Source organism: Streptomyces sp. (assembly GCF_035645055.1).
In the GTDB taxonomy this organism is placed as follows: Bacteria; Actinomycetota; Actinomycetes; order Streptomycetales; family Streptomycetaceae; genus Streptomyces.
Window position 1 is genome coordinate 29,953 of sequence record NZ_DASQNH010000065.1, and the last position, 12,816, is coordinate 42,768.

13 protein-coding genes are annotated in these 12,816 nt (G+C 72.1%); 4 read left to right on the top strand and 9 right to left on the bottom strand.

The features are described 5' to 3' along the window. Window positions 1-6 precede the first annotated feature (6 nt). The 4 genes from VE614_RS21860 to VE614_RS21875 all read right to left on the bottom strand — a co-directional run bounded on the left by VE614_RS21860 (window position 7) and on the right by VE614_RS21875 (window position 3,505). Window positions 7-732 (bottom strand): lysophospholipid acyltransferase family protein, encoded by a 726-nt coding sequence (locus VE614_RS21860; RefSeq protein ID WP_324939684.1) that lies wholly within the window; start codon window positions 730-732, stop codon window positions 7-9. 73 nt (window positions 733-805) lie between these two features. Further along, complete coding sequence (rocD, locus tag VE614_RS21865) at window positions 806-2,032, bottom strand: ornithine--oxo-acid transaminase (RefSeq protein ID WP_324939688.1); 1,227 nt, start codon at window positions 2,030-2,032, stop codon at window positions 806-808. Continuing rightward, window positions 2,029-2,853: a dimethylargininase gene (ddaH, locus tag VE614_RS21870; RefSeq protein WP_324939691.1), complete on the bottom strand. Its 825-nt coding sequence runs from the start codon at window positions 2,851-2,853 to the stop codon at window positions 2,029-2,031. Before ddaH ends, rocD begins: the two co-directional genes overlap by 4 nt. Before the next feature lie 118 nt (window positions 2,854-2,971). Further along, window positions 2,972-3,505 carry an Lrp/AsnC family transcriptional regulator gene (locus VE614_RS21875; protein ID WP_324939694.1) on the bottom strand — a complete coding sequence of 178 codons (534 nt, stop codon included), beginning with the start codon at window positions 3,503-3,505 and terminating at the stop codon, window positions 2,972-2,974. Window positions 3,506-3,593: 88 nt separating this feature from the next. Here VE614_RS21875 and VE614_RS21880 point away from each other — a divergent pair, with 88 nt between their 5' ends. The 4 genes from VE614_RS21880 to VE614_RS21895 are packed head-to-tail and all read left to right on the top strand — an operon-like array spanning window position 3,594 to window position 7,639. Continuing rightward, entirely contained in the window at window positions 3,594-4,346 is a 753-nt protein-coding gene (locus tag VE614_RS21880; RefSeq protein ID WP_324939697.1) for a LytTR family DNA-binding domain-containing protein, read from the top strand. A gap of 2 nt (window positions 4,347-4,348) precedes the next feature. Continuing rightward, window positions 4,349-4,708: a hypothetical protein gene (locus VE614_RS21885; RefSeq protein ID WP_324939981.1), complete on the top strand. Its 360-nt coding sequence runs from the start codon at window positions 4,349-4,351 to the stop codon at window positions 4,706-4,708. Window positions 4,709-4,724: 16 nt separating this feature from the next. Then, on the top strand, window positions 4,725-6,437 hold the full coding sequence (locus VE614_RS21890; protein WP_324939700.1) for a cation acetate symporter: 1,713 nt from the start codon (window positions 4,725-4,727) through the stop codon (window positions 6,435-6,437). Then, the gene (locus VE614_RS21895) at window positions 6,434-7,639 is read left to right on the top strand and encodes a sensor histidine kinase (protein WP_324939703.1); all 1,206 of its coding nucleotides are present in this window, start codon (window positions 6,434-6,436) and stop codon (window positions 7,637-7,639) included. Before VE614_RS21890 ends, VE614_RS21895 begins: the two co-directional genes overlap by 4 nt. Before the next feature lie 26 nt (window positions 7,640-7,665). Here VE614_RS21895 and VE614_RS21900 read toward each other — a convergent pair whose 3' ends face one another. From VE614_RS21900 to VE614_RS21920, 5 genes are all read right to left on the bottom strand, one after another. After that, window positions 7,666-7,836, bottom strand: coding sequence for a hypothetical protein (locus VE614_RS21900; RefSeq protein WP_324939706.1), 171 nt, complete (start codon window positions 7,834-7,836; stop codon window positions 7,666-7,668). Between the two features lie 640 nt (window positions 7,837-8,476). After that, complete coding sequence (locus VE614_RS21905) at window positions 8,477-9,427, bottom strand: cytochrome c oxidase assembly protein (RefSeq protein WP_324939709.1); 951 nt, start codon at window positions 9,425-9,427, stop codon at window positions 8,477-8,479. A 180-nt stretch (window positions 9,428-9,607) separates the two neighbouring features. Next, window positions 9,608-10,633, bottom strand: coding sequence for a 6-phosphofructokinase (locus VE614_RS21910; RefSeq protein WP_324939711.1), 1,026 nt, complete (start codon window positions 10,631-10,633; stop codon window positions 9,608-9,610). Window positions 10,634-10,812: 179 nt separating this feature from the next. Next, entirely contained in the window at window positions 10,813-11,541 is a 729-nt protein-coding gene (locus VE614_RS21915; protein ID WP_324939714.1) for a glutamine amidotransferase, read from the bottom strand. A gap of 21 nt (window positions 11,542-11,562) precedes the next feature. Continuing rightward, window positions 11,563-12,801 carry a MurT ligase domain-containing protein gene (locus tag VE614_RS21920; protein WP_324939718.1) on the bottom strand — a complete coding sequence of 413 codons (1,239 nt, stop codon included), beginning with the start codon at window positions 12,799-12,801 and terminating at the stop codon, window positions 11,563-11,565. Window positions 12,802-12,816 lie beyond the last annotated feature (15 nt).

Sequence of the window (12,816 nt, forward strand, 5' to 3'; positions counted from 1 at the left end):
GGCACGTCAGCCCAGCGGCAGCCGCCGGAAGGGGCGCTCCTTGCGCTCCTTGCCGGCGGCCTCCTCCGCCTTCACGTCCGCCGCGTACCGGTCGACGTACTCCTGTCCCGACAGCGACAGGATCGCGTACATGATCTCGTCGGTGACCGCGCGCAGGATCGCCTTCTCGTTCTCCATCCCGGCGTACCGGGAGAAGTCCAGCGGCTCGCCGAAACGGATCACCACCGGGTGGACGCGGGGCAGCTTCCGGCCGGGCGGCTGTGCCTCGAAGGTGCCGATCATCGCGCACGGCACGACCGGCACCCCGGCCTTCAGCGCCATCACCGCGACCCCGACCTTCCCCTTGTACAGCCGCCCGTCGTGCGACCGGGTGCCCTCCGGATAGATCCCGAGCAACTCGTCCTCGCGCAGCACGCCGAGCCCTTCCCGGATCGCCGCCTGCCCCGCGTCCTTCCCGGAGCGGTCCACCGGGATCTGCCCCGCACTGCGGAAGAAGGCGGCGATGAGCCGCCCCTTCAGCCCGGGACCCGTGAAGTACTCCGCCTTCGCCAGGAAGGTGATCCGCCGCTTCAGCACCGCGGGCATCAGGAAGTGGTCCGAGAACGACAGATGATTCCCGGCGACGATCGCCGCGCCCGACGCCGGGACGTGCTCCAGGCCTTCGATCCGGGGCCGGAACACCACTCTCAGCAGCGGTCCCAGCAGTACGTACTTGAGCAGGTGATAGAACAAGGGGAACGCACCTCCCTGTCAGGGGTTCCCCATCATCGTTGAAGACTCGGCGATCCAGGGGAAGGCCACGGCCTCAGCCGCGTGCCAGTACCCTCTCCAACGCTCCGAGCGCCGACTGCAGTTCCTCCCCGGTGATGGTCAGCGGCGGCGCCAGCCGGATCGTCGAGCCGTGGGTGTCCTTGACCAGGACGCCCTCCCGCATCAGCCGCTCGCTGATCTCGCGGCCGGTGCCGATGGCCGGGTCGATGTCGACGCCCGCCCACAGGCCGCGCGCGCGGAAGCCGACCACGCCCTTGCCGGCCAGCTCGGTCAGACCGCCCCGCAGCACCACGCCCAGCTCGGCGGCCCGGCGCTGGAACTCGCCGCTCTCCAGCAGGTCGACGACGGCCGTGCCGACGGCGGCGGCCAGCGGGTTGCCGCCGAAGGTCGAGCCGTGCTCGCCCGGGTTCAGGACACCCAGCACCTCCCGGCGGGCGACCACCGCCGACACCGGCACGATGCCGCCGCCCAGCGCCTTGCCGAGCAGCACGACGTCCGGGACCACGTCCTCGTGCTCGACGGCCAGGGTGCGGCCGGTGCGGCCGAGCCCGGACTGGATCTCGTCGGCGATGAACAGACAGCCCGCGCGGCGGGTCAGCTCGCGCACCCCGGCCAGATAGCCGTCGTCCGGGATGACCACGCCCGCCTCGCCCTGGACCGGCTCGATCAGCACCGCCGCCGTGGTCTCGTCGACCGCCGCCTCCAGCGCCGCCAGGTCGTTGTACGGGACGACCCGGAAACCGGGGGTGAAGGGGCCGAAGCCGGTCCGGGCCACCTCGTCCGTGGAGAAGCTGACGATCGTCGTCGTCCGGCCGTGGAAGTTCTCCGCCGCGACCACGATCGTCGCCCGGTCGGCGGGCACGCCCTTGACGTCGTACGCCCACTTGCGGGCCACCTTGATGCCGCTCTCCACGGCCTCCGCGCCGGTGTTCATCGGCAGCACCATGTCCTGCCCGGTCAGAGCGGCCAGGCGCTCGGCGAACTCGGCGAGCCGGTCGTTGTGGAAGGCGCGGGAGGTGAGGGTGAGGCGGTCCAGCTGGCGGTGGGCGGCCTCGACCAGATCCGGGTGGCGGTGGCCGAAGTTGAGCGCCGAGTAGCCGGCCAGCATGTCCAGGTAGCGGCGACCCTCGACGTCCTCCACCCAGGTGCCCTCGGCGCGGGCCACCACCACGGGCAGCGGGTGGTAGTTGTGCGCGAGGACGGGCTCCTCGGCGGCGATCAGCTCGGCGGAGTCACGGGCGGTGCGGGCGGGTGCGGTCATGAACGGATCTCCTGAGTGCAGCACTTGATGCCCCCGCCGGCCTTGTGGAACTCCGACAGGTCGACGGGGACGGGGACATAGCCGTGGTCGTCGAGCCGGGCGGCCAGCGCCTCGGCCCGCGGGGCGATGAAGACATGGCGGCCGTCGGAGACGGAGTTGAGGCCGAACGCCATCGCGTCGTCGCGGGTGGCGAGCACGGCGTCCGGGTACAGCCGCTTGAGCACCTCGCGGCTGCCGGGGGAGAACGCCTCCGGGTAGTACACGATGTTGTTTCCGTCGGCGGAGTCGTCGAGCACGAACAGCGCCGTGTCCAGGTGGTAGAAGTACGGGTCCACCAGGGTCAGGCTGATCACCGGGTGACCGAAGAACTCCTGCGCCTCGCGATGCGCCTCCCGGGTCGTGCGGAACCCGGTGCCGGCCAGCACGTACCGGCCCGTCCAGACCAGGTCGCCCTCGCCCTCGCACACCGACTCCGGCCGGTGCACGTCGTAGCCCGCCGCCTTGAACCAGGTCTCGTAGTGCGCGGACTCGGCCCGGCGCTCGGGCGCGTGGAACAGGGAGCCGAAGATCCGGCCGCCGACGCTGAACGCCGAGTTCGCGGCGAAGACCATGTCCGGCAGGCCCGGCACCGGCTCCACGCTGTCGACCGCGTGGCCGTGGGCGCGGTAGGCGGCGATCAGCTTCTGCCACTGCTCCTGCGCGAGATCGACGTCGACCCGGACATCGGGATGCATCCAGGGATTGATCGCGTACTGCACGGCGAAGTGTCTGGGCTCGCAGACGAGGAAACGCCGCCGGCGCGGCACACGGCTTTCGGACACAGAGGGGTTCCTCCGCTTCCTGCGGTGTCTACTGGGGGTTGACACAACGGTAGAAAGCGAACCCGACGACCGACAAGAAACGAAAGCTGCGCACCTACGCAGGATTACTGCGTTGTGATCAGGTGAGACGCACGTCCGCTGCGCCGGAATCCGTACCGTGCCCCGCGTCCTCCGGCACCGGGTGGCTGGCGCCCGCCTCCGGACTGTCCGGGAGCAGATGGGACAGCACCATCACGCTGATCGTCTTCCGGATGAACGGCTCCGCCCGGATCCGCTCCAGCACCTCCTCGAAGTGCTCCACGTCCCGCGCCCGCACATGCAGCAGCGCGTCCGCCCCGCCGGTCACCGTCATCGCCGCGGTGATCTCCGGATGATTGCGCACGACCTCCGCCAGCCGCCGCGGCGGTGCCGCGCCCTCGCAGTACACCTCCACGTACGCCTCGGTCCGCCAGCCCAGCGCCGACGGCTTCACCGTCGCCGTGAACCCGGTGATCACCCCGGTCTCCCGCAGCCGGTCCACCCGGCGCTTCACCGCCGTCGAGGACAGCCCGATCGCCGCCCCGATCTCGGCGAAACTGGTCCGCGCGTTCGCCATCAGCGCGGTGACGATCTTCCGGTCGAGTTCGTCGAAGGGTGCCGGCCTGCTGTTCATGGCGGCACTGTATCCAGCGGGAACGCCCGCGAGGCTTCCTCCACCGGCCCGTGTGCAGGCGTACGAATTGCTCCTACACTCCGGGTTCATGCTGCGCGCCCTGGCTGTCGACGACGAACGTCCCTCGCTGGAGGAACTCCTCTACCTCCTGCACGCCGACCCCCGCATCGGCAGCGCCGAGGGCGCCGGCGACGCGACCGAGGCGCTGCGCCGGATCAACCGCGCCCTGGAGTCGGGACCCGACGGCCCCGAGGCGATCGACGTGGTCTTCCTCGACATCCAGATGCCCGGCCTCGACGGACTCGACCTCGCCCGGCTGCTCACCGGCTTCGCCCGGCCCCCGCTGGTCGTCTTCGTCACCGCGCACGAGGACTTCGCCGTCCAGGCCTTCGACCTCAAGGCGGTCGACTACGTCCTCAAACCCGTCCGCAAGGAGCGCCTCGCCGAAGCCGTCCGCCGCGCCGCCGACCTGCGCGGCACCACGCCCCGCATCCCCGTGCACGAACCCGACCCCGACCACATAGCCGTGGAGCTGGGCGGAGTGACCCGCTTCGTCGCCGTCGACGACATCACCCACGTCGAGGCGCAGGGCGACTACGCCCGGCTGCACACCGGGCAGGGCAGCAGCCACCTGGTCCGCATCCCGCTGTCCACCCTGGAGGACCGCTGGCGCTCGCGCGGCTTCGTCCGCATCCACCGCCGCCACCTGGTCGCCCTGCGCCACATCGGCGAACTCCGCCTCGACGCGGGCACCGTCAGCGTCCTGGTCGGCTCCGAGGAACTCCAGGTCAGCCGACGCCACGCCCGCGAGCTGCGGGACCTGCTGATGAGGAGGCCGTGACCGTGCCGCAGAACCCCGCCGACCGCCGGGTCGTCGTCACCGGCCCGCCCCGCCGCACCAGCCGCGTCCCCGGCGCCTACCGCCCCCGCACCGAGATCGCCGAGCAGACCACCCTCGGCCACACCTACGTCCGCTCCCTGATGCGCAGCCAGCTGCGCGCCGCCCTCACCGTGGGCGCCGTCCTCGTGCTGCTGATCGGCCCGCTGCCGCTGGTCTTCGCGGCGGCACCGGACGCGGGCCGCCTCCAGTGGCTGGTGCTCGGTTTCTGCCTCTACGCCCCGCTCGTCCTGCTCGCCCGCTGGTACGTCCGCCGCGCCGAACGCAACGAACGCGACTTCGTCCGCCTGGTCGAGGACCGCTGAACCGGAACCACCTGCCGTGAACTCCTCGTACGCCGTCCCCGCCGTCGCCCTCGTCGTGCTCGCCACCGTCCTCGTCGGCGCCTTCGGCCTGCGCATCTCCCGCACCACCTCCGACTTCTACGTCGCCTCCCGCACCGTCGGGCCGCGCCTGAACGCCGCCGCCATCAGCGGCGAGTACCTGTCCGCCGCCTCCTTCCTCGGCATCGCGGGCCTGGTTCTCGTCCAGGGCCCGGACATGCTCTGGTACCCGGTCGGCTACACCGCCGGCTACCTCGTCCTGCTGCTCTTCGTCGCCGCCCCGCTGCGCCGCTCCGGCGCCTACACCCTGCCCGACTTCGCCGAGGCCCGGCTCGCCTCGCAGGCGGTGCGGCGGCTCGCGGGCGCCTTCGTCGTCGGCGTCGGCTGGCTCTACCTGCTGCCCCAGCTCCAGGGCGCGGGACTCACCCTCACCGTGCTGACCGGGGCGCCCGACTGGCTCGGCGGCGTCATCGTCGCGGTCGTCGTCGTGGCCATCGTCGCCGCGGGCGGCATGCGCAGCATCACCTTCGTCCAGGCCTTCCAGTACTGGCTGAAACTGACCGCCCTGCTCGTCCCCGCCTTCTTCCTCCTCCTCGCCTGGCAGGCCGACGGCGCTCCCCGCCGTCCCTTCGACGAACCGCCAGGCTTCCGCGAACAGCGCGCCGTCCGTGTCGACACCACCCTCGACCTGCGCCTGGACAGCCCGCTGACGGTCACCGTCGACGGCACCGTGGACGGCCGCGCCCACGACGGCACCGAGATCCGGCTGCCCGCCGGCACCCACCGCGTCGACCAGGGCACCCGCCTCACCTTCGCCCCCGGCACCCCCGTCCCCACCGCCGACCGCGGCAGCAACGCCGGCATGTCGACCTCGCTCGCCGCGGGCCGCGAGGAACGCCCGCTGTACGCCACGTACGGACTGATCCTCGCCACCTTCCTCGGCACCATGGGTCTGCCCCACGTCGTCGTCCGCTTCTACACCAGCCCGCACGGCGTGGCCGCCCGCCGCACCACGGTCGCCGTCCTCGCCCTGATCGGCGCGTTCTACCTGCTGCCCCCGGTCTACGGCGCCCTGGGCCGCCTCTACGCCCCCGAGCTCACCCTCACCGGCGACGCCGACGCCGCCGTCCTGCTGCTGCCCGGCCGGATGATCGGCGGCGTCGCCGGAGACCTGCTCGGCGCGCTGCTCGCCGGCGGCGCCTTCGCCGCGTTCCTGTCCACCGCCTCCGGGCTCGCCATGGCCGTCGCCGGAGTGCTCACCCAGGACGTGCTGCCCGCGCGCGGCGTGCGGCACTTCCGGCTCGGCACGCTCCTCGCCATGGCCGCGCCGCTCGCGGCGAGCGTCCTGGCCGGCGGACTGCCCGTCGCCGACGCGGTCGGGCTCGCCTTCGCCGTCTCGGCCTCCTCCTTCTGCCCGCTGCTCGTCCTCGGCATCTGGTGGCGGCGGCTCACCCCGCCCGGCGCGGCGGCCGGGATGCTGGTCGGCGGCGGCTCCGCGTTCGCCGCCGTCGCCGCCACCATGGCGGGCTTCCCCGGCGGCGGACCGCTGCACGCCCTGCTCGCCTGGCCCGCGCTGTGGTCGGTGCCGCTCGGCTTCCTGACCATGATCCTGGTGTCGCTCGCCACCCCCGCCCGGGTCCCGGCCGGCACGGCGGCCATCCTGGCCCGCTTCCATCTGCCGGAACAGCTGCGCACGGAGGTGAAGGCGTGAGCGGCTTCCTCGCCGGGCTCTGCGCGGCCGTCCTGCCGCTGCTGGCCGCCGGTTTCTGGCTCGGCCGGCGCACCGCCCGCACCCAGGCCCCGGGGGGCCTCGGCGGCCCCGTCGAGCACGCCACCTTCCAGACCCTGCACACCGCTTCCCTGGCCGCGCCCCCGCTGCGGGCCGGGCTCACCGAGGAGACGGCCCGCAAGTCGGCCCGCAGGCTGCGGACCCTGCTCGGCACGGACGCGCTGTGCCTCAGCGACGACAGCCGGGTCCTGGTCTGGGACGGCGTCGGCGGCCACCACCGCGCCGAGGTGCTGGAACGGCTCGCCGGCCCGCTGGAGACCGGCCGCGGCGAGGCCTTCCCGCTCGCCTGCGACGAGCCGGACTGCCCGCTGCGCTGGGCCGTGGTCGCCCCGCTCACCGTCGACGACCGCGTCCACGGCACCCTCGTCGCCTGCGCCCCGCGCGAGTCCGCCGTCCTCGTACGAGCCGCCGCCGAGGTCGCCCGCTGGGTCTCCGTACAGCTCGAACTCGCCGACCTGGACCGCTCCCGCACCCGGCTGATCGAGGCCGAGATCAAGGCCCTGCGCGCCCAGATCTCCCCGCACTTCATCTTCAACTCGCTCGCGGTCATCGCCTCGTTCGTCCGCACCGACCCCGAGCGCGCCCGCGAACTGCTCCTCGAATTCGCCGACTTCACCCGCTACTCGTTCCGCCGGCACGGCGACTTCACCACTCTCGCCGACGAACTCCACGCCATCGACCACTACCTGGCCCTGGTCCGGGCCCGCTTCGGCGACCGGCTCTCCGTCACCCTCCAGATCGCCCCCGAGGTGCTGCCGGTCACCCTGCCGTACCTGTGCCTCCAGCCGCTGGTGGAGAACGCCGTCAAGCACGGTCTGGAGGGCAAGGCCGGCACCTGCCGGATCAGCATCACCGCGCAGGACACGGGTGCCGAGGCCCTGGTGGTCATCGAGGACGACGGCGCCGGAATGGACCCCGAACTGCTGCGCCGCATCCTCGCCGGGGAGGTCAGCCCGTCCGGCGGGATCGGACTGTCCAACGTCGACGACCGGCTCCGCCAGGTGTACGGCGACGACCACGGCCTGGTCATCGAGACCGCCGTGGGCGCGGGCATGAAGGTCACCGCCCGGTTGCCCAAGTACCAGCCGGGGGTGCACTCGGCGGGGCGCCTCGCCCAGGAGTAGGGGGAGGGCATGCCGGTCAGGTGCGGTCAGGTGCTGCGGGTGGCCACCATGCCGAGGGTGATCAGGCCCAGCACGACCCAGCCGAACCACAGCCAGCCGTTGCTGCCGAGCGCCACCGTGTAGGCCGTCACCATGACGAGCCCACCCATGGTGAGCACCCCCATGGTCTTCGTCGAGCCGTCCGTAGAACCGGGCATCGCGACACCCTCCTCATGGTTCGTCCCCCTCCATGGTGCCCCCGTTCTGCCTTCTTACGGTGCGCGCGACCAGATGTCTGCCCGATTTACAGGCCCCGTGGCCGGTCCACGACCCCGCCTCGTACACCGACGGATCGAGTCCGTAGTCGCCCGGCGGCACCTCCCCGGCACAGGCCGCGTCCGAGCGCGTGCGGTCCTGGGCGAACGTGTGCCACTGGTCCAGCCGGGTGAACCCCGGCACCCGCTCGTCGTACCGCCCCGCGCACGAGGCCAGCCGCACGTCCCGGGGAGCGGCCTGCGGAGCCTGACGGGAGCCCGACGGGAGCGGGGCCGGGCCCGGGACCGGCCGGCGCCGGCTCCCACGGAGGCCGCGCTGCGGGGCCCGTCTCCGCCCCGCCCCACGGGGGCTGCGGCCCTCGGGTCCGCCCGGCCGTACCACCGCGGCTGCGGGGTCACGATCGCCGCCGGCGCCGCCTCCGCCGCTCCGAGCCGCCGGACCGGATCCTCGGCGAGCAGCGTCCGTACGCCGTAGTGGAGCGTGCAGCCCAGCGAGAACAGGTCGGCGGCCGGGGTGGGCGGTCCGCCGGTGGCGGCACGGCCCATGCCACCGCTGCGCAGCCGGTGCAGCGGCACATGGCGTTCAGCGGCTTTGCGCGTTCAGTGAGGCCAGATAGGCGTTGTACGCCTCGAGTTCCTTGTCGCCGTCCCGGTCGGCGGCCCGGTCCTTGCGCTTGGCCTGCCGCTGTTCCGAGCCGTACCACTGGAACAGCAGCACGATCAGCACCAGGACGGACGGGATCTCGCTGAACGCCCAGGCGATGCCGCCGGCCGCGTTCTGGTCGGAGAGGGCGTCGATGCCGAGGGAGGCGGGCGGATCGGTGTAGGTCTTGACCATCGGCTGCGAGGCCATCATCAGCGCGATGCCGAAGAAGGCGTGGAACGGCATGCCCGCGAACAGCTCCAGCATCCGCATCAGATAGCCGGGCCGGTGCGGACCCGGGTCCACGCCCATGATCGGCCAGAAGAACACCAGGCCGGTCGCGAGGAAGTGCACCATCATCGCGATGTGCCCCGGCTTGGACTCCATCAGGAAGTCGAACAGCGGGGTGAAGTAGAGGCCGTACAGGCTGGCGATGAACAGCGGGATGGTGAACACCGGATGGGTGACGACCCGCATGTACCGGCTGTGCAGCAGCATCAGCAGCAGCTCGCGCGGGCCCTTGCTGCCCCGCGCGGCCGGCGGCAGCGCCCGCAGCGCCAGCGTGATCGGGGCACCGAGCAGGATCAGGATCGGCGACAGCATGCTGATCACCATGTGCTGCACCATGTGCACGCTGAACATGACCATGCCGTAGTCGTTCAGCTTGGTGTTCATCATCAGCCCGATGCTGAGCACACCGGCGAAGAAGAAGCCGGTCCGCCCGGCCGGCCACTTGTCACCGCGCCGGGTCAGCCGGACGACGCCCCACGTGTAGAGCGCCAGTCCCAGCAGACACGCGACGAGGAAGAACGGGTCCGCGGACCACTGAAGCCCTCGCCCCAGCGTGAACGGCGGCAGATCCATCGTCATGCCGTGCCCGCTGTGATCCATCCGCCGGCTCCTGATTCGTGGGGGGTTTGTGCTGATGTCCGCCCACAAGAGTAGAGCTGCCCCCGGCCGCGCTGATGACCGGGGGCACGCGTACTCACCTCACGGGCGCGGGGCCGTATCGATATGCGGCTCCGCCGCGGGGACGCGCCCAGCCACGGGCCACCCGCACCCGCCGGACGGCTACAGCACGCACTCCGCTTCCGCGTACCGGGACTCCGGCACGGTCTTCAGCGTCTCGACGGCCTCCGCCAGCGACACCATCACGATGTCGGTCCCGCGAAGCGCCGTCATCATCCCGAACTCACCGCGATGCGCGGCCTCCACCGCGTGCCACCCGAACCGCGTCGCCAGCACCCGGTCGTACGCCGTCGGCGTCCCGCCCCGCTGGACGTGCCCGAGGATGACCGGCCGGGCCTCCTTGCCGAGCCGCCGCTCCAGCTCCACGGAGAGCTGCCGGGCGATCCCGGCGAACCGCTCGTGGCCGTAGATGTCCTTGCCGCCCTCGTCGAAGGCCATGCTGCCGGGCTTCGGCTTGGCCCCCTCCGCCGCGACCACGATGGCGAACCGCTTGCCCGCCTCGAACCGCTCGCCGACCCGAGCGGTCAGCTCCTCGATGTCGAACGGCCGCTCCGGCACGACGATGGCATGGGCGCCCGCCGCCATCCCGGAGTGCAGCGCTATCCAGCCGGTGTGCCGCCCCATGACCTCGACGATCAGCACCCGCTGGTGGGACTCGGCGGTGGTCTTCAGCCGGTCCAGTGCCTCGGTGGCGACCCCGACGGCCGTGTCGAAGCCGAAGGTGACATCGGTGACCGCGATGTCGTTGTCGATGGTCTTCGGCACGCCGACGATCGGCAGCCCGTTGTCGGACAGCAGACGGGCCGCCTTGAGCGTGCCCTCGCCGCCGATCGGGATGATCGCGTCGAGACCCAGCTCGGCGACATGGCCCCTGGCCCGCTCCACGCCGTCCCGCAGATGCTCGGGGCGGACCCGGGAGGAGCCGAGGATGGTGCCGCCGCGGGCCAGGATGCCGCCGACGGCGTCCAGGTCGAGCTTCAGATAGTCGCACTCCAGGAGGCCTTTCCAGCCGTCCCGGAAACCGATGACCTCGTCGCCGTGGTCGGCGACGGCACGGTGCACGACGGACCGGATGACGGCGTTCAGGCCGGGGCAGTCGCCGCCGGACGTGAGGACACCAATGCGCATAGCCCGAAATACCTTCTCGATGTGGGCCGGGGACCGGACCACGTTGTCCGGCGGGAATCCCCGCCACCCTAGCGGCACAAGGGGGCGGGGCCGAAGCATGCGTCCGCCTGCTGGACGACCCCGCTCACCTGTGCGGACGTACCGTCAGACGGGCTGGTGAACTGCGGGTCGAAAACCGGTTACGCAGGCTGCTGCGCAGCCGCGATGCGCTCGTTGCGCAGCGCCTCGTACCAGTGGTCGTCCACCGGCGGCAGCGCGTTCACATCGAGGGCCAGCTTCAGCAGGTGGTCCGCGATGAGCGGGTTGCGGGCGAGGACGGGACCGTGCATGTACGTGCCGAACACGGTGTCGTTGTACGCCCCCTCCGTACCGTCGCCGGTGCCGTTGCCCTTGCCGAGCCGCACCTGGGCGAGCGGACGGGCGGTCGGGCCGAGGTGGGTGACGCCCTGGTGGTTCTCGAACCCGGTCAGCGGCGGCAGCCCGAGCCGCGGGTCGATGTCCCCGAGCACGTCGCCGACGCACCGCTCGCCCTCGCCGCGCACCGACACCACGTCGAGCAGGCCGAGGCCGGGCTCGCGCTGGCCGAGGTCGTTGATGAACTCGTGGCCGAGGATCTGGTAACCGGCGCACACCGAGAAGACGATCGCGCCGTTCTCCACCGCCCGGTACAGACCGCCGTCCCGGCGCAGCCGCTCGGCCGCGAGCCGCTGCGGCCGGTCCTCGCCGCCGCCGATGAGGTAGATGTCGCCGGAGGTCGGGATCGGCTGGTCGCTGCGCACGTCGAGGCGGGCCACGTCCAGGCCCCGCTGCCGCGCCCGGCGCTCCACGACGAGGGCGTTGCCCTGGTCGCCGTAGGTGCTGAGCAGGTCGGGGTAGATCCAGACGATCCGCAGGCTGTTGTCGCTCATGGTCACTGTCCTTCGACTCACTCAGTTGCCGACGCGGCGGCGCAGGTCCTGGAACGCGGTGTAGTTCGCGATGACCTCGATCCGGCCCGGCGGGCACATCTGCACCGCCTGGTCGAGGTTCTCGCAGACCTGGAAGTGCTGGTTGGCGACCTCCAGGCGCACCGCCAGGTCCAGCTTGCGGTCGCCGATGACGAAGATCGGGTGGCCGGTGAGCCGGGTGTAGTCGACGTCCCACAGCCAGGAGGTGTCGGTGCCGTCGGCGCCGCGCGCGTTCACGGAGAGGATCACCGGGGTGGGCGGCGGGTCGATCAGGGAGAACGTCTCCAGCCACCCGGCGGGGTTCTTCGCCAGCAGCAGTCGCAGGTCACGGCCCTGGAACTGGACGACGTCGTAGCGTCCGGCCACGGCCTGCACCTGGTACATGCGCTCCAGGGCGACCTGCGGCGGCACGCCGAACACGGCGGCGACGGCGGCCGAGCTGGCGGCGTTGGCCTTGTTGGCGCGGCCCGGCAACTGGAGGTGGATCGGCCAGGCCGAACCGTGCGGGTCGAGGACGTGGTCGCCGGAGAGCGCCCAGGTCGGGGTGGGGCGGCGGAAGCCGCACTCGCCGCAGAACCAGTCGTCGCCGGGGCGCTGCATCACACCGCCGCAGGCGGGGCAGGACCAGGCGTCGTCCTTCCACATCTGACCGGCCGCGACCCAGATCACATTCGGGGACGAGGACGCCGCCCACACGACCAGCGGGTCGTCCGCGTTCGCCACGATCACGGCCTTGGACCCGGCCAGGCCCTCGCGCCAGTTCTCCGCGAGCATGCGGGTCTCGGCGGCCCGGTCGAGCTGGTCGCGGGAGAGGTTCAGCAGCGCGATGCACTTGGGGTCGGTGTCCCGGGCGACGCCCGCGAGGTACTTCTCGTCGACCTCGATGACGCCGTACCTGGCGTCCGAGCCGCCGGCGAGCGCCGAGGTGATGCCGGCCGGCATGTTGGCGCCGAGCGCGTTGGAGACCACCGGGCCCGCGGCCCGCAGCGCCTCCGCGATCAGCCGCGTCGTGGTCGTCTTGCCGTTGGTCGCCGACACCAGGACGACGTCCAGGTTCTGGGCGAGCCGGGCGAGGAGGTCGGGGTCGAGTTTGAGCGCGACCCGGCCACCGATCACCGAACCGCTGCCGCGTCCCGCGGCACGGGATGCCGCAGCGACCGCCTTGCCCGCGGTCACGGCCAGCTTGGCCCGCGGCGTGAGCGGGTCCGAGTTGCCTGCCATCAGTTCTCGATCCTC

Bases quoted from the DNA above. Each gene is read 5' to 3' on its own strand.
- VE614_RS21900 (WP_324939706.1), bottom strand. From the start codon at position 7,836: ATGCCCGGTTCTACGGACGGCTCGACGAAGACCATGGGGGTGCTCACC.
- VE614_RS21920 (WP_324939718.1), bottom strand. From the start codon at position 12,801: ATGGCAGGCAACTCGGACCCGCTCACGCCGCGGGCCAAGCTGGCCGTG.
- rocD (WP_324939688.1), bottom strand. From the start codon at position 2,032: ATGACCGCACCCGCCCGCACCGCCCGTGACTCCGCCGAGCTGATCGCC.
- VE614_RS21905 (WP_324939709.1), bottom strand. From the start codon at position 9,427: ATGGATCACAGCGGGCACGGCATGACGATGGATCTGCCGCCGTTCACG.
- VE614_RS21875 (WP_324939694.1), bottom strand. From the start codon at position 3,505: ATGAACAGCAGGCCGGCACCCTTCGACGAACTCGACCGGAAGATCGTC.
- VE614_RS21880 (WP_324939697.1), top strand. From the start codon at position 3,594: ATGCTGCGCGCCCTGGCTGTCGACGACGAACGTCCCTCGCTGGAGGAA.
- VE614_RS21910 (WP_324939711.1), bottom strand. From the start codon at position 10,633: ATGCGCATTGGTGTCCTCACGTCCGGCGGCGACTGCCCCGGCCTGAAC.
- VE614_RS21915 (WP_324939714.1), bottom strand. From the start codon at position 11,541: ATGAGCGACAACAGCCTGCGGATCGTCTGGATCTACCCCGACCTGCTC.